At 68.3% G+C, this 21,303-nt stretch carries 20 protein-coding genes; 16 read left to right on the top strand and 4 right to left on the bottom strand.

Annotated elements, in window-relative coordinates:
- Positions 1-85 precede the first annotated feature (85 nt).
- On the top strand, positions 86-649 hold the full coding sequence (efp, locus tag LDO13_RS09980) for an elongation factor P (RefSeq protein ID WP_056429593.1): 564 nt from the start codon (positions 86-88) through the stop codon (positions 647-649).
- Positions 649-1,059, top strand: coding sequence for a transcription antitermination factor NusB (gene nusB / locus LDO13_RS09975; protein ID WP_224046615.1), 411 nt, complete (start codon positions 649-651; stop codon positions 1,057-1,059). Before efp ends, nusB begins: the two co-directional genes overlap by 1 nt.
- Positions 1,060-1,173: 114 nt before the next feature.
- Here nusB and LDO13_RS09970 read toward each other — a convergent pair whose 3' ends face one another.
- Both LDO13_RS09970 and LDO13_RS09965 read right to left on the bottom strand, forming a co-directional pair.
- The gene (locus tag LDO13_RS09970; protein ID WP_224046614.1) at positions 1,174-1,473 is read right to left on the bottom strand and encodes a GNAT family N-acetyltransferase; all 300 of its coding nucleotides are present in this window, start codon (positions 1,471-1,473) and stop codon (positions 1,174-1,176) included.
- A gap of 103 nt (positions 1,474-1,576) precedes the next feature.
- Positions 1,577-2,854 (bottom strand): PrsW family intramembrane metalloprotease, encoded by a 1,278-nt coding sequence (locus LDO13_RS09965; protein WP_224046613.1) that lies wholly within the window; start codon positions 2,852-2,854, stop codon positions 1,577-1,579.
- A 136-nt stretch (positions 2,855-2,990) separates the two neighbouring features.
- On the opposite strand from LDO13_RS09965, the gene pyrR reads away from it, so the two are divergent.
- The 14 genes from pyrR (at position 2,991) to LDO13_RS09895 (ending at position 19,222) form a co-directional block, all read left to right on the top strand.
- Positions 2,991-3,590 carry a bifunctional pyr operon transcriptional regulator/uracil phosphoribosyltransferase PyrR gene (pyrR, locus tag LDO13_RS09960; RefSeq protein ID WP_224046612.1) on the top strand — a complete coding sequence of 200 codons (600 nt, stop codon included), beginning with the start codon at positions 2,991-2,993 and terminating at the stop codon, positions 3,588-3,590.
- Positions 3,587-4,633, top strand: a complete 1,047-nt coding sequence (locus LDO13_RS09955) for an aspartate carbamoyltransferase catalytic subunit (protein ID WP_224046611.1) — start codon at positions 3,587-3,589, stop codon at positions 4,631-4,633. The genes pyrR and LDO13_RS09955 overlap by 4 nt, the downstream gene beginning before the upstream one ends.
- Complete coding sequence (locus tag LDO13_RS09950; protein ID WP_224046610.1) at positions 4,633-6,009, top strand: dihydroorotase; 1,377 nt, start codon at positions 4,633-4,635, stop codon at positions 6,007-6,009. Before LDO13_RS09955 ends, LDO13_RS09950 begins: the two co-directional genes overlap by 1 nt.
- Positions 6,009-6,527 (top strand): hypothetical protein, encoded by a 519-nt coding sequence (locus LDO13_RS09945; RefSeq protein WP_224046609.1) that lies wholly within the window; start codon positions 6,009-6,011, stop codon positions 6,525-6,527. The genes LDO13_RS09950 and LDO13_RS09945 overlap by 1 nt, the downstream gene beginning before the upstream one ends.
- Positions 6,508-7,803 (top strand): glutamine-hydrolyzing carbamoyl-phosphate synthase small subunit, encoded by a 1,296-nt coding sequence (gene carA, locus LDO13_RS09940; protein ID WP_224046608.1) that lies wholly within the window; start codon positions 6,508-6,510, stop codon positions 7,801-7,803. Before LDO13_RS09945 ends, carA begins: the two co-directional genes overlap by 20 nt.
- A complete protein-coding gene (carB, locus tag LDO13_RS09935) occupies positions 7,803-11,117 on the top strand; it encodes a carbamoyl-phosphate synthase large subunit (RefSeq protein ID WP_224046607.1) in 3,315 nt (1,104 codons plus the stop codon). Before carA ends, carB begins: the two co-directional genes overlap by 1 nt.
- Positions 11,110-11,988 carry an orotidine-5'-phosphate decarboxylase gene (gene pyrF / locus LDO13_RS09930; RefSeq protein WP_224046606.1) on the top strand — a complete coding sequence of 293 codons (879 nt, stop codon included), beginning with the start codon at positions 11,110-11,112 and terminating at the stop codon, positions 11,986-11,988. Before carB ends, pyrF begins: the two co-directional genes overlap by 8 nt.
- A 335-nt stretch (positions 11,989-12,323) precedes the next feature.
- Positions 12,324-12,659 (top strand): integration host factor, actinobacterial type, encoded by a 336-nt coding sequence (gene mihF, locus LDO13_RS09925; RefSeq protein ID WP_224046605.1) that lies wholly within the window; start codon positions 12,324-12,326, stop codon positions 12,657-12,659.
- Between the two features lie 23 nt (positions 12,660-12,682).
- Positions 12,683-13,255, top strand: coding sequence for a guanylate kinase (gene gmk, locus LDO13_RS09920; protein WP_224046604.1), 573 nt, complete (start codon positions 12,683-12,685; stop codon positions 13,253-13,255).
- Between the two features lie 39 nt (positions 13,256-13,294).
- Positions 13,295-13,555: a DNA-directed RNA polymerase subunit omega gene (gene rpoZ, locus LDO13_RS09915; protein WP_011692102.1), complete on the top strand. Its 261-nt coding sequence runs from the start codon at positions 13,295-13,297 to the stop codon at positions 13,553-13,555.
- A gap of 25 nt (positions 13,556-13,580) precedes the next feature.
- The gene (gene coaBC / locus LDO13_RS09910) at positions 13,581-14,861 is read left to right on the top strand and encodes a bifunctional phosphopantothenoylcysteine decarboxylase/phosphopantothenate--cysteine ligase CoaBC (RefSeq protein WP_224046603.1); all 1,281 of its coding nucleotides are present in this window, start codon (positions 13,581-13,583) and stop codon (positions 14,859-14,861) included.
- Positions 14,862-14,939: 78 nt separating this feature from the next.
- Positions 14,940-16,175 (top strand): methionine adenosyltransferase, encoded by a 1,236-nt coding sequence (gene metK / locus LDO13_RS09905; protein ID WP_224046602.1) that lies wholly within the window; start codon positions 14,940-14,942, stop codon positions 16,173-16,175.
- Between the two features lie 152 nt (positions 16,176-16,327).
- Positions 16,328-18,484, top strand: coding sequence for a primosomal protein N' (locus tag LDO13_RS09900; RefSeq protein ID WP_224046601.1), 2,157 nt, complete (start codon positions 16,328-16,330; stop codon positions 18,482-18,484).
- 129 nt (positions 18,485-18,613) lie between these two features.
- Positions 18,614-19,222, top strand: a complete 609-nt coding sequence (locus LDO13_RS09895) for a hypothetical protein (protein WP_224046600.1) — start codon at positions 18,614-18,616, stop codon at positions 19,220-19,222.
- Between the two features lie 48 nt (positions 19,223-19,270).
- Here LDO13_RS09895 and LDO13_RS09890 read toward each other — a convergent pair whose 3' ends face one another.
- Entirely contained in the window at positions 19,271-20,377 is a 1,107-nt protein-coding gene (locus LDO13_RS09890; RefSeq protein WP_224046599.1) for a glycosyltransferase family 1 protein, read from the bottom strand.
- The gene (locus LDO13_RS09885; protein ID WP_224046598.1) at positions 20,374-21,303 is read right to left on the bottom strand and encodes an alpha/beta hydrolase; all 930 of its coding nucleotides are present in this window, start codon (positions 21,301-21,303) and stop codon (positions 20,374-20,376) included. Before LDO13_RS09885 ends, LDO13_RS09890 begins: the two co-directional genes overlap by 4 nt.

Below are 21,303 nucleotides of genomic sequence, written 5' to 3'. Positions count from 1 at the left end.
ATACGCGCTGGCTGCCATTCGGCATGCTCGCCTGGCATAACCGGCTGGCAGCTAGAAGCAGCAAGAAACGAAACCAGAGGATACTGTGGCAACCACTAACGACATCAAGAACGGGACCGTCCTTAAGCTCGAGGGCCAACTCTGGAACATCATTGAGTTCCAGCACGTCAAGCCCGGCAAGGGCGGCGCGTTCGTGCGCACCAAGATGCGCAACGTGATGTCCGGCAAGGTCGTCGACAAGACCTTCAACGCCGGACTCAAGATCGAGACCGCCACGGTTGACCGCCGCGACTACCAGTACCTGTACCAGGACGGCGCGGACTTCGTGTTTATGGACACCACCGACTTCGACCAGCTCACCGTTCCGGGCGCAACCGTCGGTGACGCCACCAACTTCATGCTCGAAAACCAGATGGTCAACATCGCCATCCACGAGGGCAACCCGCTCTACATCGAGCTGCCGCCGAGCGTTGTGCTCGAAATCACCTACACGGAGCCGGGCCTGCAGGGCGACCGCTCCTCGGCCGGCACCAAGCCCGCCACGCTCGAAACCGGCTACGAGATCCAGGTGCCCTTGTTCGTCGAGAACAACACCAAGGTCAAGGTCGACACCCGCGACGGCAGCTACCTCGGCCGGGTCAACGACTAGTGAGTGCCCGCGGTAAGGCCCGTAACCGGGCCCTGGAAGTTCTCTTCGAGGCGGAACAGCGTTCCGTCTCGGCGTTCGATGTGTTGAAGTCCCGCCGGGAACAGACGGACCAGATCGTCAACCCGTACACCCTCGAAATCGTTGAGGGCGTTGTCTCCCACCAGACGGCGATCGACGAGTTCCTGGAAACCTACTCGCAGGGCTGGAGCCTGGAGCGGATGCCCTCTGTGGACCGCACCATCCTGCGGATCGGCACCTGGGAGCTGCTCTACAACGACGACGTCCCCGACGGTGTCGCCGTCAGCGAGGCCGTGGCGCTTGCCAAGACCCTCTCAACGGACGAGTCGCCGTCGTTCATCAACGGCCTGCTGGGCCGCCTGCAGCAGCTGAAGCCCTCGCTGCTCGCATAAGCGCACCGCGCTTCGAGAAACCCCGCCCGGGAAATCCCGGGCGGGGTTCTTTCATTCTGCTGCGGGCCCTTTTCGCGGCGCCTGCAAGATTGCCTGCAGAAGAGACGTTCGGGATCATTGCCACGGATTAGGACGATCCGCGCCGGTGCGCCCGGAGCCGAGGTCCCGGTGCATGGCAAGCTCGCGCCGGCCATCCGGTAGCAGATCGCCGGGTTCCGAGGACACGGTAAAGCCGTTCCGTTCATAGGTGCGTCGTGCTGCGACGTTGTCCTGCATCACGGACAAGTTGAGCGTCGACGCACCGGAGCTCGCCGCCCAACGCACGATCGCGGTGATGAGCGCAGTGGCGACGAGCCGCACCGACCGCCAGGACCGCCAGTCGTCTGCGGACATTGTGCGTAGCTCGATGCTCATGTCGATACCCTGCTGGCCTGCACGGCGAGACAAGCGTGTTGCGGTCGTCCACCGGCCGGCACCGAAGCGGGCTGCTTGCCCTCCTCGGACCCCGCGAACGCCCCTACCGGACGACGGCGGCCCGGAGTGAGGCGATTTCGGCGAGCTGGTGGCGCTCATCAAGCAGGTGCGCCGGCACGTCCCGGCCGCTGAGGATCCGCTGGCGGGTGAAGGCCAGCTGGGTGGCGGCTTCGAGCAGGGCCTTCATCTGCGGGCCGCGGCCGGTGGACTTCGCCCAGCGCAGGGCCGACCGGCGGCCGCCGCTGGTGGCCAGCATGTCCACCTCGGCCGCGCTGAACCAGCCCGCCGCCGCGTATTCCGTGAGCCGCTGGCGGGTGAGCCTGCGCTCGGCGACGCGCAGCAGCACGATGACCAGGACCGCCAGCAGGAAGATCGGCACCTGCACCAGCAAATACGTGGCCAGGAAGTCCGCTCCCATGCGATTCCAGGCGCTGTGCAGCAGCATCGCTGGGACCAGGCCGACGGCGAACGCCAGCACGGACAACCCGTTGTGCCAGCGGCGCGCTGCGAAACCCATGATCAGTCCGGTGGTGCCCGTGAAGATGGCGTGGGCGAACGGCGACATGACCCCCCGGAGGAAGAACACCACCGCGAACTCCGTGCCGGGGTCGGAAGATTCGGCGATCGCACGGCCGAAATAGAGGATGTTCTCGGTGAACGCGAAGCCTGCCGCGATGGTGAAGGCGAACACCACCCCGTCGACCGGCCCGTCGAAGTGTTTCCGGGCGAAGAGCAGAAGCAGCAGCAGCCCCAGGGACTTGGCGAATTCCTCCACCACCGGCGCCTGGACGGTCACGGCAAACGTCGTGTAGTCCAGTCCCGAGGCGGGCCCCGCCACGGCCGAGAAATAAGGCTGCAAAAGCATGGTCACGGCAATCGAGACGACCGCTCCCCAAACGAAGGCGAACAGCAGCAGCGGCCGCGGTTCCGGCTCCCAGCGGTCGATAAAGCGCACGGTCAGCAGCACAGTGCCCAGGGGAATGAGCGAGGCGACGAAGCCGATGACAAAGCCGGAGACCCCCGTGCTGCCCAGCAGGAACGGCAGGACCAGGAAGAGGCTGAAGAACCCCAGGAACAGGCCGGCCAGCAGGAGCCCGGACAGCCCGGCGGAACTGCGGCCGCGCCGAAGCGCGGAAGCCGCGGCAACCGCCGGCGGGAGGACCGGCTGGAACCCGCCCCGGTCGTTGGGCGGCGCCTGCCGGTAGTACTCCGGCCGGACGTGCCCCAGCCACGTCGGATTGGCCTGCTGCGGCAGCGGCCGCCGGCCGCCGGGGGAGTAGCCGGGGCGGTCGGGCCCCGGCCGCGGCTCGTTCGTCGTCATGAACCCGAGCCTATGTCCGTGTGAGGTTAAACGCATGCCGGCGGCGCCGGGGCGTCAGCGCCCCTGTGGTAATTTGAGAAAGCAAACAATCCTTTTTTAATTCCGTCCCGTGAGGCGGGGAAAGGGGAGACGAGCGTTGACTTCTGTTCCAGAAGCACCGGTTCCGGCCAAGGTTGTACTCACCCGAGTGGTACTCAACCAGGCGGACATCGACCGTGCACTCACTCGTATCGCCCATGAGATCCTCGAGTCCAACAAGGGCTCCCAGGACCTGGTCCTGCTGGGCATCCCGCGGAGGGGCTACCCCCTCGCCGTCCGGCTCGCCGCCAAAATCGCCGCCGCCGATCCCACCGTGGACCCCGTCGCGATCGTCGGCCAGCTGGACGTGACAATGTTCCGCGACGACCTCTCCCACCAGGCCATGCGCCCGCCGTACCCCACCCAGCTTCCCCGCACCGGCATCGACAACAAAGTCGTGGTGCTGATCGACGACGTCCTGTACTCCGGCCGGACCATCCGGGCCGCTCTGGACGCGATCATCGACCTCGGCCGCCCGCGCATCGTCCGGCTCGCCGTACTGATCGACCGCGGCCACCGGGAACTGCCCATCCGCGCGGACCACGTCGGCAAGAACCTCCCCACCTCCTCGTCGGAGAAGGTCCGGGTCCGGCTCGCCGAAACGGACTCGGTCGACGGCGCCCCCGTCAACGAAGTGGTCATCGAGGCCACCGCATGAGGCACCTGCTCTCCACCGAAGACCTGAGCCTGTCCAACGCCATCCGCATCCTCGACACCGCCGAGGAAATGGCGGCCGTGGGGGAGCGCGAGGTCAAGAAGCTTCCCACGCTGCGCGGGCGGACCGTGGTCAACCTGTTCTTCGAGGACTCCACCCGGACCCGGATCTCCTTCGAAGCCGCCGCCAAGCGGCTCTCCGCCGACGTCATCAACTTCGCTGCGAAGGGCTCCTCTGTCTCCAAGGGCGAATCCCTCAAGGACACCGCCCAGACGCTCTCCGCGATGGGCGCCGACGCCGTCGTCATCCGGCACTGGGCCTCGGGCGCCCCGCACCGGCTCGCCGCGACGGACTGGATCGACGCCGCCGTCATCAACGCCGGCGACGGCACCCACGAACACCCCACCCAGGCGCTGCTGGACGCGTTCACCATGCGCCGGCACTGGTCGAAGCTGGCCGGCACCCCGTCGACCGGGGCGGACCTGACGGGAATGCGGGTGGCGATCGCCGGGGACGTGCTGCACTCCCGGGTGGCCCGTTCCAACGTCTGGCTGCTGCGCACCCTCGGCGCCGAAGTCACCCTGGTCGCCCCGCCGACGCTGCTGCCGATCGGCGTCGAACAGTGGCCATGCACGGTCAGCTATGACCTGGACGAGACCCTCGCCCGCGGTGTGGACGCCATGATGATGCTGCGCGTGCAGGGGGAACGGATGAACGCGTCGTTCTTCCCGACCACCCGCGAATACTCCCGCCGCTGGGGCTTCGACGACAACCGGCTCCGCGCCCTGGACAGCCTCGGCCTGAAGGACACCATCATCATGCACCCCGGGCCCATGAACCGCGGCCTGGAGATCTCCTCCGCCGCGGCCGACTCGCCCCGCTCGACGGTGCTGGCGCAGGTCCGCAACGGCGTCTCCATCCGGATGGCGGCCCTCTACCTGCTGCTCTCCGGGGATACCCGCGAACCGGCCGCCCACACGAATTCCACCACCCACCCCACTTCCGCAGAGAACACCTCCGCCCTCGTCACCAAGGAGAGCCACTGATGGCATCACAGCAACAGGACGCAGGCACAGGCGCCTACCTGATCCGCGGGGCCGCCATCCTCGGCGGAGCCCCCGAAGACCTCCTCATCCGCGACGGGATCATCGCCGACCGCGGCCAGGACCTGTCCGCCGAGGGCGCGACCGTTATTGAGGCCGCCGGACTCGTGGCCCTGCCCGGCATGGTGGACATCCACACCCACCTGCGCGAACCGGGCCGCGAAGACGCCGAAACGGTCGAGACCGGCACCCGCGCAGCCGCCCTCGGCGGCTACACGGCTGTCCACGCCATGGCCAACAGCACCCCGGTGGCGGACACCGCCGGCGTCGTCGAACAGGTCCTCACCCTCGGCCGCACCGCCGGCTGGGTGGACGTCCGCCCGGTCGGCGCCGTCACCGTCGGCCTGGCGGGGGAACAGCTCGCCGAACTCGGCGCGATGGCCGACTCCCGCGCCCGCGTCCGGGTCTTCTCCGACGACGGGATCTGCGTCCACGACCCCGTGCTGATGCGCCGGGCACTGGAATACGTCAAGGCGTTCGACGGCGTCGTCGCCCAGCACGCGCAGGAACCGCGGCTCACCGCCGGCGCGCAGATGAACGAGGGCGAGGTCTCCGCCGTCCTCGGCCTCACCGGCTGGCCCGCCGTCGCCGAGGAAAGCATCATTGCCCGCGACGTGCTGCTCGCCCAGCACGTCGGTTCCCGGCTGCACGTCTGCCACGTTTCCACGGCCGGCTCCGTGGAGATCATCCGCTGGGCCAAGTCCCGCGGCGTCAACGTCACGGCCGAGGTCACCCCGCACCACCTCTGGCTCACCGATGAGCTCGCCCGCAGCTACGACCCCGTCTACAAGGTCAACCCTCCGCTGCGCACCGACGCCGACGTCCAGGCCCTGCGCGCCGCGCTGGCCGACGGCACGATCGACGTCGTCGGCACCGACCACGCCCCGCACCCGAGCGAACACAAGGAATGCGAGTGGGCGCAGGCCGCCATGGGCATGACCGGGCTGGAAACCGCGCTGTCCGTGGTGCAGCACACCATGATCGAAACCGGTCTGATGGGCTGGGCCGACTTCGCCCGCGTCACCTCCACCGCCCCGGCCGCGATCGGCCGGCTGGAGGACCAGGGCCGCCCGCTCGACGCCGGGGAACCCGCCAACGTCACACTCGTGGACCCGGCTGCGCGCTGGACCGTGGACCCTTCTAAGATGGCAACCATGGGCCGTAACTCTCCGTTTGCCGGCCGGGAACTTCCCGGCAAGGTGGTGGCGACGTTCTTCAAGGGCCACCCCACCGTCCTCGACGGCAAACTCAACACCCCGTACCGGTGGCTCGCCGAAGCACCGGCCGCGCCCGGAGCCGGTGCGGCGGGCGGCAACTGATGGTTAAGGAACTCTCCCTGATCTTCACGCTGGTCCTGATCACCGTCGCGCTGGCGCTGATCTGGCTCGGCTGGCGGAACCGCCTGCGCCGCCAGGCCGACGTCGACCCGCTGCCGGACATCCCCGGCGCGCTGGGCACCGCGCTGGCTGTCGCGGACGGCCAGTACGTCGCGTCCACCACCGCCGGCGACTGGCTGGACCGGATCGCCGTGCACAATCTGGGCATCCGTACCAACGCCGAACTCAGCGTCCACCCCGAAGGGGTGCTCTTCGACCGCTCCGGCGCGGCCCCGGTCTTCATCCCGGCCGCGAGCCTCACCGGCGTGCGGCAGGAAAGCGGCATGGCCGGCAAGTTCGTCGAAAAGGACGGACTGCTGGTGCTCAGCTGGATGCTCGGCAGCCGCGAACTCGATTCCGGGTTCCGCACCCGGCACGCCGAAGACAAGACAGTGCTCCTCAAAGCCCTCCAAGATTTGATCCCCGCGGCCCCTCAGGCCAATGCCGATAGTGGAAAGTAACGACGTGACGGATACCAACGAAGTTTCAGCAACAGCAGTGTCAGAAAAAACAGCAGTTTCAGCAGCAGCAGCCTCCACCCCGGCGGCCCTCGTCCTCGAGGACGGCCGGATCTTCCGCGGCACCAGCTACGGCGCCACCGGCACCGCCCTTGGCGAGGCCGTCTTCGCGACCGGCATGACGGGCTACCAGGAGACCATCACGGACCCCTCCTACGCCCGCCAGCTCGTGGTCCAGACCGCCCCGCACATCGGCAACACCGGCGTGAACAAGGACGACGCCGAGTCCCGCCGCATCTGGGTGGCCGGATATGTCGTCCGCGACGCCGCCCGGCGGCCGTCCAACTGGCGCTCCGAACGATCCCTCGACGACGAACTGGTCGAACAGGGCATCGTCGGCATCCAGGGCGTGGACACCCGCGCGATCACCCGGCACCTGCGCGAGCACAAGACCATGCGCGCCGGAATCTTCTCCGGCGACGCCGTCCGCGCCACGGACAAGGAACTCGTGGACACCGTCCTGGCAAGCGCCCCGATGGAAGGCTCACGCCTGGCCGAAGAGGTCAGTGTGGACGAGGCCTACACCGTGGAACCCAAGGACTGGGGCTGGGACGGCGAACCGCGCTTCAGCATCGCCGCGATCGACCTTGGCATCAAGCGGATGACCCCCATCCGCTTCGCCGAGCGCGGCGTCCGGGTGCACGTGCTGCCCGCCACCGCCACCCTGGCCGACGTCCAGGCGGTCAACCCCGACGGATTCTTTATGTCCAACGGCCCCGGCGACCCCGCCACCGCCGACAACCAGGTCAAGCTGCTCCGCTCGGTCCTTGACGAGAAGATCCCCTACTTCGGCATCTGCTTCGGCAACCAGATCCTGGGCAGGGCACTGGGCTTCGGCACCTACAAACTGCGCTACGGCCACCGCGGCATCAACCAGCCCGTCATGGACCGACGCACCGGCAAGGTGGAGATCACCTCGCAGAACCACGGCTTCGCCGTGGACGCCCCGCTCGACGGCGCCACGCAGGCCCCCGAGGAGCGCTTCGGCCGCGTCGAGGTCAGCCATGTGAGCCTCAACGACGACGTCGTCGAGGGTCTGTCGTGCCTGGACATCCCGGCCTTCTCGGTGCAGTACCACCCCGAAGCCGCGTCCGGTCCGCACGATGCGGCCTACCTCTTCGACCGCTTCATCGAGCTGATGGCGGAGTCTTCTTCCAAGCCAGAGACCGTGACAAACACCGAGACCTCCACCGACTCCAAGACTGAGGACAAGAAGTAATGCCCAAGAGAACTGACCTTAAGAGCGTCCTGGTCATCGGTTCCGGCCCGATCGTGATCGGCCAGGCGGCCGAATTCGACTACTCCGGCACCCAGGCACTGCGTGTCCTCAAGGAGGAGGGCCTGCGCGTCATCCTCGTCAACTCCAACCCGGCCACCATCATGACCGACCCGGAGTTTGCCGACGCCACGTACATCGAGCCGATCACCCCCGAGGTGGTCGAGAAGATCATCGCCAAGGAACGCCCCGACGCGATCCTGCCCACCCTGGGCGGCCAGACCGCGCTCAATACCGCGATCGCGCTGGACAAGAACGGGGTGCTGGAGAAGTACAACGTCGAGCTGATCGGCGCCAACATCGCCGCGATCGAGCTCGGCGAGGACCGCGAAAAGTTCAAGGGCGTCGTGGAGCGCTGCGGCGCCGAATCGGCCCGCAGCCACATCATCCACACCATCGACGAGGCCCTGGCCGCCGCCGAGGACCTCGGCTACCCGATGGTGGTCCGGCCCTCCTTCACCATGGGCGGCCTCGGCTCCGGCCTCGCCTACGACGAGAACGACCTCCGCCGGATCGTCGGCCAGGGGCTGCAGTACAGCCCCACGTCCGAAGTGCTGCTCGAAGAGAGCATCCTGGGCTGGAAGGAGTACGAGCTCGAGATGATGCGGGACAAGAACGACAACGTCGTGGTGGTCTGCTCCATCGAGAACTTCGACCCGGTCGGCGTGCACACCGGCGACTCGATCACCGTTGCCCCGGCACTGACCCTGACGGACCGCGAATACCAGCGCCTGCGCGACATCTCCATCGCTGTCATCCGCGAAGTCGGCGTCGACACCGGCGGCTGCAACATCCAGTTCGCCGTCGAGCCCGACACGGGACGCGTCGTCGTGATTGAGATGAACCCGCGCGTCTCCCGCTCCTCCGCCCTGGCGTCCAAGGCCACAGGCTTCGCCATCGCCAAAATCGCCACCAAGCTCTCGCTCGGCTACACCCTGGACGAGATCCCGAACGACATCACGCAGAAGACCCCGGCCTCCTTCGAGCCGACCCTGGACTACGTTGTGGTGAAGGTCCCGCGCTTCGCTTTCGAGAAGTTCCCGGCGGCGGACCCCACCCTCACCACCACCATGAAGTCGGTGGGCGAGGCCATGGCGATGGGCCGCAACTTCACCGAGGCCCTGCAGAAGGCGCTCCGGTCCCTGGAGCAGAAGGGCTCCCAGCTGGACTTCAGCCACGTCCCGGAATGGGAAGTCGCGGAGCTGATCGAGAAGTCCAAGAGGCCCACCACGGAGCGCCTGCACCAGGTCCAGCGTGCCATGCTCGGCGGCGCCACCGTGGAGCAGCTCTTCGAGGCGACCAAGATCGACCCCTGGTATCTGGACCAGCTCCAGCTGCTGAACGAGATCTCGGTGGAAATCCGCAAGGCCGCCGCCCTGACCCCGGAGATGCTGACCCGCGCCAAGCGCCACGGCTTCTCCGACGAGCAGATCGGTGCCCTCACGCACAACTCCGAGGACGTCGTCCGCGGCGTCCGGCAGGCCCTCGGCATCCGGCCTGTCTACAAGACCGTGGACACCTGCGCCGCGGAATTCGCCGCGTACACGCCGTACCACTACTCCTCCTACGACGAGGAGGACGAGGTGGCGCTGCACGCCAAACCGTCCATCATCATCCTGGGCTCCGGGCCCAACCGGATCGGCCAGGGCATCGAGTTCGACTACTCCTGCGTGCACGCCTCGATGGCGCTGCGCAAGGCCGGCTACGAGACTGTGATGGTCAACTGCAACCCGGAGACCGTCTCCACCGACTACGACGTCTCCACCCGGCTGTACTTCGAGCCGCTCACGCTCGAGGACGTGCTCGAGGTCATCGCGGCCGAGGAGCGCACCGGCGGCGTGATGGGCGTCTTCGTCCAGCTCGGCGGCCAGACCCCGCTCAAGCTCGCCCAGCAGCTCGCCGACGCCGGCGTGCCGATCCTCGGCACCTCCCCGGAAGCGATCGACCTCGCCGAGCACCGCGGCGCCTTCTCCCGCGTCCTCGACAAGGGCGGCCTCATCTCGCCGAAGAACGGCACCGCAGTGTCCTTCGACGACGCCAAGAAGATCGCCGACGAGATCGGCTACCCGGTCCTGGTCCGCCCCTCCTACGTGCTCGGCGGCCGCGGCATGGAGATTGTCTATGACGAGCCCAACCTCTCGCGCTACATCGCCAACGCCACCGAGATCACCCCGGACCACCCGGTACTGATCGACCGCTTCCTCGAGGACGCCGTCGAAATTGACGTCGACGCCCTGTACGACGGCACCGAGATGTACCTCGGCGGCATCATGGAGCACATCGAGGAGGCCGGCATCCACTCCGGCGACTCCGCGTGTGTGCTGCCGCCGATCACCCTGGGCAACAACGTGCTGGAGCGGGTCCGCACCGCCACACTGGCGATCGCCGAGGGCGTGGGTGTCCGCGGCCTGATCAACATCCAGTTCGCCCTGGCCTCCGATGTGCTCTATGTTCTGGAGGCCAACCCGCGGGCCTCCCGCACCGTCCCGTTCGTCTCCAAGGCGACCGGTGTGCAGATGGCGAAGGCGGCCGCCCTGATCGGCACCGGCGTCACCATCAACCAGCTCCGCACGGCCTACAAGATGCTGCCGGAAACCGGCGACGGCTCCACGCTGCCGCTGGATGCCCCGGTCTCGGTGAAGGAAGCCGTACTGCCGTTCAGCCGCTTCCGCACCCCGGAGGGCAAGGTTGTGGACTCGCTGCTCGGGCCGGAAATGCGCTCCACCGGCGAGGTCATGGGCATCGACAAGCACTTCGACACCGCCTTCGCCAAGAGCCAGGCGGCCGCCAACAACGCGCTGCCCACCGAGGGCAAGATCTTCGTGTCCGTGGCGAACCGGGACAAGCGCTCGGTCATCATGGGCGTGAAGCGGCTCTCCGACCTCGGCTTCGAGATCGTCTCCACCGGCGGCACCGCCGACGTGCTGCGCCGTAACGGAATCCAGGCCACCCCGGTCCGGAAGGTCGCCGAGGGCTCCAGCGCCGAGGGCGAAGGCACCATCGCCGACCTCATCATCGCCGGGGAGATCGATATGGTCTTCAACACGCCCTCGGGCGGCGAAGCACGCAGCGACGGCTACGAACTGCGCGCGGCCGCGACGTCGATCGGCATCCCGTGCATCACGACGGTGGCCGAGTTCAACGCCGCGGTCCAGGCCATCGAGGCGCTGCGCACCTACGAATGGTCGGTCACCAGCCTGCAGGAGCACGCCGCCGCACTGTTTGCCTCGCAGAACGCGGTAGCGCAGGATGCCTGAGGCTGCTGCCGCTGAGACGGCCGGCCGGGAGTCCTTCGGCTCCCGGCTGGGCCGGGCCATGGCGGACCGGGGTCCGTTGTGCGTCGGCATCGACCCGCACCCGGCGCTGCTGCAGCACTGGGGACTGAACGACGACGTCGCCGGGCTGGAACGCTTCTCGCTCACCGTCCTGGACGCGGTGGCTTCACTCGCTGCCGCGGTCAAACCCCAGGTGGCCCTGTATGAGCGGCACGGCTCGGCCGGGATGGCGGTGCTGGAACGCGTCCTCGCCGCGGCGGCGGACGCCTCCGTGCTGACCATTGCCGACGCCAAGCGCGGCGACATTGGCTCCACCATGGCCGCCTACGCCGACGCGTGGCTGCGGGACGGTTCCGCCCTGGCCGCCGACTCGGTCACGCTGAGCCCGTACCTGGGCTTCGAATCGCTGAGGCCGGCCCTGGACCTCGCCGCGCAGACCGGGCGCGGCGTGTTCGTCCTGGCGCTGACGTCCAACCCGGAGGGCGCGTCCGTCCAGCACGTCGGCGGCGCGGACTCCGTGGCCCGCCGGATCGTCCGCGCGGCGGCGGCGGAAAACCGGCGTTACGGTGTTGATGAAGGCGCGGCGCTGGGCTCAACCGGCCTTGTCGTCGGCGCGACTGTCGGCTCGGCACTTACCGATCTGGACCTGGACCTGGCCGCGGTGCGCGGCCCGATCCTGGCCCCGGGCCTTGGCGCGCAGGGCGCCACCGCGGCGGACCTGCGCCGCACCTTTGGCAGCGCGTACGGCCAGGTGCTGGGGACCTCCAGCCGGGACATCCTCGGCGCTGGTCCGCGGATCCAGGACCTCAGCGACGCCGCCCTGCGGACCCTCGAGGAACTGCGCACGGCCTAGCCTGCCACGCTGACCCGGACGTCCCGGGTGCCCCCCATGTCGCGTCAGGGCCCCCATCTGACGCAAATGGCCGCCATGGGGGCCGCCATGGGTGCCGTCATGGCGGCCATTCGTGGCGAACGGCGGCAGCCGCCTTGCCGCAGGGCCGACGTCGGGAGTGCTGCGCCCTGGCCGGACCTTCGGGCAGGCTGGGAACCGGGCAATTCGTCCATTGATTTCTGCGGCATCCAGACGGTAGGTTCAGGACAAGTCCGCGGTACCGGCCGGGGCTGTGTTCGGCCCCGTCCGGCCGGGCCGTGTCCGCGGCCCGGCTGACACTTGCAGGGAGGCATTCAGTGAGTTTGCGACCCCTCACTCCGCAGGAGCGTGCCGACGCCTTGAGTAAGGCCGCCGCCGCCAGGACCACCCGGGCCACCGCGAAGGACCGGCTGAAATCGGGGACGCTGACCATCGCGGAATTGCTCAGCGCAGGGGAGAGCGATGACGCGATCGCCCGGATGAGGATCGTGGAACTGCTGGAGGCGCTGCCCGGAATCGGACGGGTACGTGCCGCGGCCATCATGGATCAGCTCGGCATCGCCGCATCACGCCGGGTCCGAGGCTTGGGAATTCACCAGCGCCGGGCGCTGGTAGATTTTATAAACGACAAACAGCCCGGTCCGCCGCGCTGACTTCCAACCGCCCAAAGGAATATGTGAGCAACAAACCGGGACTGACAGTCCTCGCCGGCCCGACGGCTGTTGGCAAAGGCACCGTGTCCACCTACATCCGGGACAACTATCCCGAGGTGTGGTTGTCCGTTTCGGCTACCACCAGGGCTCCTCGGCCCGGGGAAATCGACGGCGTGCACTACTACTTCAAAACGAAGGAAGAGTTCGAGTCCCTGGTGGCTGCAGGCGAACTCCTCGAATGGGCCGTGGTGCACGGACAGAACACCTACGGCACCCTGAAAAGCACGGTCAACCAGGCCATCGCCGAGGGCCGCCCGGTGCTGCTGGAAATCGATTTGCAAGGTGCCCGCCAGGTAAGGCAGGCCGTTCCGGATGCCCAGTTCGTGTTCCTGGCGCCCCCCAGCTGGGACGAATTGGTCCGCCGGCTGGTGGGCCGCGGCACGGAAAGCGCCGAGGAACAGCAGCGGCGGCTGGAAACCGGTAAAGTAGAGCTAGCTGCTGAACCGGAGTTCGACCACACCGTCATTAACGACGACGTTCGCCGGGCAGCGGACGAGCTCGTTTCACTCATGGGGCTGACCCCCCACCCGCGCTAGGCGCGGGAAGCCATCAGCCCGTTAGAATTTGGAGAATTCGTGTCCACGAACCTTGAAGGCATCATCAACCCGCCGATCGACGAGCTGCTGAAGGCTGCCGACTCGAAGTACGGACTGGTGATTTTCGGCGCCAAGCGCGCACGTCAGATCAACGCCTACTACGCCCAGCTGCACGAGGGCCTGTTCGAGTATGTCGGCCCGCTGGTCGACACCAAGCTGAACGAGAAGTCGCTCTCCATCGCCCTGCGCGAAATCAACGAAGGCAAGCTCGTTTCCACCCCGATCGAACCTGCAGAGTAATTCCGCAGACGCAGACGGAGGTCAAGTGCGCATAGTCCTCGGAGTCGGGGGAGGGATAGCTGCCTACAAGGTGGCGTCGCTCCTCCGGCTTTTTACTGAAGCCGGCCATGACGTGACGGTCATCCCCACGGAGGCCGCGACCCGGTTCGTCGGCGTCGCCACGTGGGAAGCGTTGTCCGGGCATCCGGTCAGCAACAGCGTCTTCGACGAGGTGCACACCGTCAATCACGTCCGCCTCGGCCACGAGGCCGAGCTGATCGTGGTGGCACCCGCTACGGCAGACCTCTTGGCCCGCGCCGCCACCGGCCAGGCCAACGACCTCCTGAGCAACACCCTGCTCATGGCCGGCGGCTGCCCGGTGCTGATGGCCCCGGCCATGCACACCGAGATGTGGCAGCACCCGGCGACCCAAGCGAATGTCGAGACGCTCCGCAGCCGGGGCGTCACCGTCCTGGAACCCGCCTCCGGCCGGCTCACCGGATCGGACTCCGGGCCGGGCCGGCTGCCCGAACCGGATGCCATTTTCGAAGCTGCGCTGGCCCTCGCAGGTGCGCCCGCGGTGCCCGCGTCGGTGCCCGTGACGGCGTCGGACGCCGCACTTTTGCCGCCGCGGCGTCCGCTGGCCGGGCTCACCGTCACGATCAGTGCCGGCGGCACGCGAGAACCCCTGGACCCCGTCCGGTTCCTGGGAAACCGCTCCTCCGGCAAGCAGGGCGTGGCGCTGGCCACCGCAGCGCGCGACGCCGGCGCAAGAGTCCGGCTGCTGGCCGCCCACATGGACGTCCCGCCGCCAGCCGGCGTCGACGTCGTCAAAGTGGAGACGGCCCTGGAACTTCGCGAGGCCGCCCTGCACGCCGCCGCAGATTCCGACGTTATCGTCATGGCCGCCGCCGTCGCCGACTTCCGCCCGGCGGATGTCTCCGGCACGAAGATCAAGAAGCGCGACGACGTCGACGATCCCGTCATCTCGCTGGTCCGGAACCCGGACATTCTGCGGGAACTCGTTGAGGTCCGCGATGCGGCCTCCCGTAACCAGCTGATTGTCGGCTTCGCGGCCGAGACCGGCGACGCCGACGGCGACGTCCTGGAATATGCTGCGGCCAAGCTTCGCCGCAAGGCATGCGACCTGCTGGTGGTCAACCACGTGGGCCAGGACAAGGTCTTCGGCGAGGACACGAATTCCGTAGTCATCCTTTCCCGCGCCGGCTCCGAACCCCAAGAGGCGTCGGGTTCCAAATCCGACGTCGCGGCTGCCGTGATTGACCGCATCAGCGCCGAGCTGAGCCGGGTTGTTCCGCCGGCCTGAGCCGGGCGTAAGCAACGTCTCCTTAGCACAGGGACACACGCCGCCGGACGTCCGTTTTCCAACCAGTAAGGTAGTTGAGTGACTTTACCGCTGCACATCCCTGATTTCCACGGGTCCACGCCCGCCTCGCTCCGGCTTTTCACGTCCGAGTCGGTGACCGAAGGACATCCCGACAAGATCTGCGACCAGATCAGCGATGCGATCCTGGACGCCCTGCTGGCCAAGGACCCGGAGTCCCGGGTGGCGGTGGAGACGCTGGCCACCACCGGGCTGGTCCACGTCGCCGGCGAGGTCACCACCGACGCGTACGTCGAAATCCCGCAGATCGTCCGGGAAACCATCCTGGGCATCGGCTACGACTCCTCGGCCAACGGCTTCGACGGCGCCCGCTGCGGCGTGTCCGTCTCCATCGGCCAGCAGTCCAACGACATTGCCGGTGGCGTCTTCAATTCGCTGGAAGCCCGCGAAGGCCGCCAGGAGGACGACTACGACCTCCAGGGCGCCGGCGACCAGGGCCTGATGTTCGGCTACGCCAGCGATGAGACCCCCTCCTACATGCCTGTGCCGATCTGGCTCGCGCACCGCCTCTCCGAGCGCCTGACCGAGGTCCGCAAGAACGGCGAACTCGCCTACCTGCGCCCAGACGGCAAGACCCAGGTCACCGTCGGCTACGACGGCGACCGGCCCGTCTCCGTCGAGACCGTCGTCATCTCCAGTCAGCACGCCGAGGGCGCCAGCCTGGACCAGCTCCGCGCCGACCTCGCCGCCCACGTGGTCGACCCGGTCATGGCGCTGTCCAACCTGGACATCTCGCGGACCAGGAACATCCTGAACCCGGCCGGCGCCTTCGTCATCGGCGGCCCCGTCGGCGACGCCGGCCTCACCGGCCGCAAGATCATCGTTGACACTTACGGCGGCATGGCCCGCCACGGCGGCGGCGCGTTCTCCGGCAAGGATCCGTCCAAGGTGGACCGCTCGGCCGCGTACGCGATGCGCTGGGTCGCCAAGAACGTGGTGGCGGCAGGCCTCGCGAAGCGCGCCGAGATCCAGATCGCCTATGCGATCGGCCAGGCCCGCCCGGTGGGAACCTACGTCGAGACCTTCGGCACCGAGACCGTGGATCCCGCCCGGATCAGCGCAGCAATCGCCGAGATCTTCGACCTGCGGCCCCGGGCCATCATCGATGCCCTCGACCTGAAACGCCCGATCTACGCCAAAACAGCGGCCCACGGCCACTTCGGCCGCGACGACCCCGACTTCACGTGGGAGCGGCTGGACCGGGTGGACGAGCTGAAGGCCTTCTTCAACGCCTGAGGCCTGAGTAACCATCCGCTGTGACGCCCTAAACGTCACACCCATGTGATGTGCTGTAGCCAGGCCGCCGATACTGGCGGCCTGGCTACTCTTTATTGAGCCGGCACCGCGGTGGGCCGGCACAGACTGCTGTTGAAGGAAGGACCTGCGCGATGAGCCCCACCCATGGTGCCGCAGCGTCGGACGAGCCCCAGCAGTTGTCGCTGCTCCAGGGCTTTCCCGCGTCAGCGGCCGCAGCCGCGGGCCCCGCCTTGGCCGCCCGGCTCCCGGTGGCGCAGGTCCGGCTGGAATCCTCGCTTCCGCACCTCGACCGGCCCTTCGACTACAGCGTGCCGGCTGGGCTCGACGCAGCGGCACGGCCCGGCGTCCGCGTGAAGGTAAAGTTCAACGGCCAGGAACTGGCCGGATATCTGATCGACCGGGTGCCGGAATCCGACGCCGGCCACCCCCTGGTCCCGCTGCACAAAGTGGTCTCTCCCGTTCCGGTGCTGACGGCGGCCGTCGCCGATCTCGCCGTGAACGTCGCTGCGCGCTACGCCGGCAACGTCAGCGACGTGCTCCGCGTTGCCGTGCCGCCGCGGATGGCGAAACTCGAGAAGGACCTTGCCCCTGATGGTGTCCTGGATCCGTCCCTCTTCGCTGACGGGGGGTCCGAAGCGGGTTCGGGAACCGCGATTCCTTCCGGCCTGCAAACCTCCGGCTGGTCCTCCTACCGCAACGGCCCGGCATTCCTGCAGCACCTCAACGCAGGGGAGTCGCCGCGGGCCGTGCTCAGCGCGCTCCAGGGCTACGGTCCCGGCGGCTGGCCGACCCTGATTGCCGAGGCCGTGGCGGCTGTTCGCCTGTCCGGCCGCGGCGCCGTCGTCGTTGTTCCCGATTACCGTGACCTGGACCGCGTGGAGGCCGCCCTCCTGCAGCTGCTGCCGGCCGGGGACGTTGCCCGGCTCACCGCGGACGACGGGCAGACCCCACGCTACCGCAGCTTCCTGCGGATCCTCAGTGGTGCCGCCGGGGTGGCTGTCGGCACGCGCTCGGCCGCCTACGCGCCGGTCCACAACCTTGGGCTCGTGGTCTGCTGGGACGACGGCGACGATCTGCACATCGAGCAACGCTCGCCATACGCCCACTCCCGCGAAGTCCTGCTGCTGCGCGCCGGGCAGGAGGGCGCCGCCTGCCTTCTCGCCGGGCACACCCGGAGCACCGAAACGCAGCGCCTCGTCGAGGCCGGATGGGCATGGCCGGTGGAGGCGGATCGCGCCGTCGTCCGCCGGACGGTTCCGCGGGTGCTGAACACCGCCGACAGCTACGAACTCGAACATGATCCGCTGGCCAGGATCGCCCGGCTGCCGGGCGCCGCCTGGCGCGCGGCCAAGGACGGACTGGAACGCGGTCCGGTCCTGGTCCAGGTGGCCCGGGCGGGCTACGCGCCGTCCCTGGCTTGCGAAAACTGCCGGGAACCGGCGCGTTGCACCTCCTGCAGCGGGCCGCTGGCCATCGCCGGGGCCAGCGGGAGCTCGGCCGTGCCGCAGTGCCGCTGGTGTTCGACGCCGGCGCCCTCCTGGCGCTGCGGCACGTGCAACGGAGTCAGGCTTCGGCGTGGCGCCACGGGTGCCCTGCGCACGGCCGAGGAGCTGGGCCGCGCCTTCCCGGGGAAGCCGGTGATCACCTCGTCCGGGGACCGGGTGCTGGCCACGGTGCCGGACTCGAAGGCCCTGGTGGTGGCCACGGTCGGCGCGGAGCCGGTCGCGGCCGGCGGCTATGCGGCGGCACTGTTGCTCGACGGCGATTCACTGCTGCGGCGCGAAAACCTCAGGGCGGGGGAGGACGCCGTCCGGCGCTGGTTCAACGCCGCCGCCCTGGTCCGGCCGGCCGGCGATGGCGGCCTGGTGGTCATCACCGCCGACGATGCGTCTGGAGTGGGCGCCCTGCTGCGCTGGGACCCCGCCGGCTACGCCCAGCGGGAACTGTCCCTGCGCCGGGAACTCCAGCTGCCCCCGGCCGTCCGGGTTGCCTCCATCACCGGCGGGAGGACCGCCGTCGGGCACTTCGGCCAGGCCGTCGAGCAGCAGCTCGGCCGGCAGGGGATCGTGCTGCGGACCGCCGGTCCGGCGCCGCTCGTGATCACCGGCGCCCCCGGCCAGGGAAGTGCACCGGGCACCGCCCACGAAGACGTCAGGACGCTGCTCTTCATCCCATACGGCCAGGCCCCAGAAGTAACCCGGGCGCTGCGGGCAGTCAAGGTCTCCGCGGCCGCCAAACGCACCGACGATCCGGTGCAGCTCAGGCTCGACGGCGTGGACGTGCTCTAAGGGGTTCCGTGCCGCCCTGCTGGATTCAACAGACGTGGAACCACAGGCTGTCTGCGTGCCCGGAGCGGAATGCATAATAGGACCAACCGCATTCCGGCATGTCACCGGCCGCGGAACCTTGGGGGAAAATTGAAACGATTGAAAATCGCCGGCGTACTGGTCGCGCCGATGCTGCTCCTGGCCTGCGGAGGACCCGCCCGGGAGGCTGGACCCGTCCCGTCAGGGGCCGCTCAAGTAGCTGCGGCCGCGGAAGCCGGCCCGACGCTCACATCGGCTGAAGCCCAGCCGGTGCTGGAAGCATCCGTCAGTGACCGCACGGCCCAGACGCTGGTGACAGCACCACCGGCGGGACCATCCCTGGACGGGGCGAAATCCAGCGACAAGTTCAAGGCCGCCCGGGAGCGTGAGCGACTCCTCGTCGCTGAACGCAAAGTGAGGTTGCAGGGCTTCGGCTTCCACTACACGTCCGCACAAACGACCGTTCAGGTCAGGGAAATCACGGGGACAGCCACGAAGGCCACCGTCAGGTTTGACGAGTCCGGGACGCTGTACCTCGCTTCGGACACGACGGGCCCCAGCGGTGTGCCCGAGCAATACCGTCTCCGAGCCACTGCCACATTCCTCAGGACCGGCCAAGGCTGGGTGCTCGATGAGGTGCTGCCGGATGACGGACAGTTCGGCCTGCCGTTCTCCGTGGTCGATCCGCGGCTCCCCTCCGACCCACCGGCCCGCCCCTAGCGATTCGGGTGCGGAGAGGGGCTGCGGGCCGGCTACTCGGGCCGGCTACTACCGGTAAGAAGCTTTGGGGCCGCCGGAGCGGCGGGCGCGAAGCTCGACTGCCTCTTCGGCGACCTCCAGCAGCCTGCGGGCGGACTCGTCCCAGCTGAAGTCCGCGGCGCGCTCCACCGAGCGGCGTGAACGGGCCTTCCACAGGTCCGGCTCCTCGAGGTTCCGGACCGCCGCGGCGAACTCCGCCGGTGAATCCGGGTGGACGTAGCTGACGGCGTCGCCGCCCACCTCGCGGAAGATCGGAATGTCGCTGGCGATCACGGGCGTGCCGTGCGACATCGCTTCCACGAGGGGCAGTCCGTAGCCCTCCGCCCGGGAGAGGCTGATCAGGGCCGTGGTGCGTCCGAGCATGGCCTCGTACTCGGCGTCGGTCACGCCGTTGTGGAAGACGATGTCAGCGCCTGCCGGGGCAAGGGCCTCGAGTTCCGCCCGGCGTTCCGGGGTGATCCGGCTGAGCAGGTGCAGGCTCATGTCCGGTAGTTCCGCCATGCCCAGGATCATGGTCTCCACGTTTTTGTAGGGCATGAACGACCCCATATAGAGAAGCGTCTTGTCTGCTCCCGCGCCGGGGTCCCGCGGAGTGTGGCCGTGCTGCGGGGCGTTGCCCACAATCCTGACGGGCCGCCGGGTGAGCCGGTACTTCGAGATGAGTGCGGCGGTGGTGGAGCTGATGGTGGCGACGACGTCGGCCCGGTTCAGCAGGAGCCGCTGCGGCCAGAACGCCTTGTGGTAGAGCCGCCAGAGGACCCGGACCGGGGCCGGAAGGAAGCCGGGAGGTGCCGGGTGTTCGTAGTAGATCAGGTCGTGCAGGGTGAGCACCAGGGGGTACTTCCGGCCCCAGCTGCCCATGGTCTGCATGGGACACACAACGACGTCGGCGCCGAGCTTGTTGACCTTGCCGGCGACAAACAACTCGGCGGGCGACAGCGGGCTGTTGATCAGGGTGTACGGCACATCCGGCAGCATGGGGAGCTGGCGGACGTCGCTGATCAGCATGGAGACGTCGGCGATCCTGGCCGTGGCCGCGATCAGGCTGGCACCGTAGCGGCTGATGCCGTCGTGGTGGTCCAGCCGGGTGAAACGGGCATCGATGAGGATTTTCACGCGGAGTGGTCCTTCAGGAAGCGGCGGATGTGGCCCGCGGCAGGTTCCGGGGTCTCGTAGTGGATCAGGTGGCCGACGCCGGGGATGACGTCAAGGTGCGCATCCGGCAGCAGAGCCAGCAGCGTGTACTGGTCAGGCAGCGTCGCGATCTCGTCCTTCTCCCCGGCAATCAGGAGCACGGGGAGGGTGAGGCTGCGGGCCACTTCGGCGACGTTGCCGCCGACGGAGGCCTTGAACGCCTCGAGCAGGCTTTCGCGGTCCGCGAACGCGGAGAAATATGCGCTGTGCTGGGCGTGTACAAATCGACGCAGCTGCTTGTCCTTGGTCTTCGCCATCGTCTCGCTCATCACCCGCACGATCAGCTGGCTGCGCAGCAGGCCTTGTCCCAGCCGGCGGGGGAGCCGGGCGGCGGCCTCGTAGTACAGGACGGCGAGTTTGGTCATGAGGCCCTTGGGTCCCTCCAGGGCGGGAGCTGCGATCGGATTGACCAGGATCAGCTCCGAGACCGTTCCGGGGTGGGCTGCCACGTAGTGGCTGGCGACAATCGAGCCGAAGGAGTGCCCCAGCAGCACCGTATCGGCGCCCAGCCCCAGGGCCGCCATGAACTCCGCGATGAACCGGCCATAGCTCTCGACGCTGTGTTCGGCACCCGCGAAGGCAGCAGAGCTGCCGAAGCCGGGGAGGTCCGGCATGATGAGCCGCATCTCAGGGAGCTGGTCGGCTACCCGGAGCAGGCCATGGTGGTCGCCGCGGAAGCCGTGGATGACCAGGATGGTCCGCGTCTCCGGGGTCTCGCGGACCGGCTCGTAGCTCCAGTACGCGACGCTTGTGCCGTCCAGGACGACGTCGGCGGCATGGGTTCGGGCCTCAAGCCCGTCGCTGAACAGGGGCGTGCTGGGGGAGGACTCGGTGTCCGCGTATTCCAT

Source organism: Arthrobacter sp. NicSoilB4, from assembly GCF_019977335.1.
In the GTDB taxonomy this organism is placed as follows: Bacteria; Actinomycetota; Actinomycetes; order Actinomycetales; family Micrococcaceae; genus Arthrobacter.
This window is presented reverse-complemented; position numbering and strand designations above follow the sequence as displayed.

Excerpts from the sequence above, each read along its gene's own strand:
- LDO13_RS09970 (WP_224046614.1), bottom strand. The coding sequence starts at position 1,473 with ATGAGCATCGAGCTACGCACAATGTCCGCAGACGACTGGCGGTCCTGG.
- LDO13_RS09965 (WP_224046613.1), bottom strand. The coding sequence starts at position 2,854 with ATGACGACGAACGAGCCGCGGCCGGGGCCCGACCGCCCCGGCTACTCC.
- LDO13_RS09955 (WP_224046611.1), top strand. The coding sequence starts at position 3,587 with ATGAGGCACCTGCTCTCCACCGAAGACCTGAGCCTGTCCAACGCCATC.
- LDO13_RS09950 (WP_224046610.1), top strand. The coding sequence starts at position 4,633 with ATGGCATCACAGCAACAGGACGCAGGCACAGGCGCCTACCTGATCCGC.
- LDO13_RS09945 (WP_224046609.1), top strand. The coding sequence starts at position 6,009 with ATGGTTAAGGAACTCTCCCTGATCTTCACGCTGGTCCTGATCACCGTC.
- carA (WP_224046608.1), top strand. The coding sequence starts at position 6,508 with ATGCCGATAGTGGAAAGTAACGACGTGACGGATACCAACGAAGTTTCA.
- carB (WP_224046607.1), top strand. The coding sequence starts at position 7,803 with ATGCCCAAGAGAACTGACCTTAAGAGCGTCCTGGTCATCGGTTCCGGC.
- pyrF (WP_224046606.1), top strand. The coding sequence starts at position 11,110 with ATGCCTGAGGCTGCTGCCGCTGAGACGGCCGGCCGGGAGTCCTTCGGC.
- LDO13_RS09900 (WP_224046601.1), top strand. The coding sequence starts at position 16,328 with ATGAGCCCCACCCATGGTGCCGCAGCGTCGGACGAGCCCCAGCAGTTG.
- LDO13_RS09885 (WP_224046598.1), bottom strand. The coding sequence starts at position 21,303 with ATGGAATACGCGGACACCGAGTCCTCCCCCAGCACGCCCCTGTTCAGC.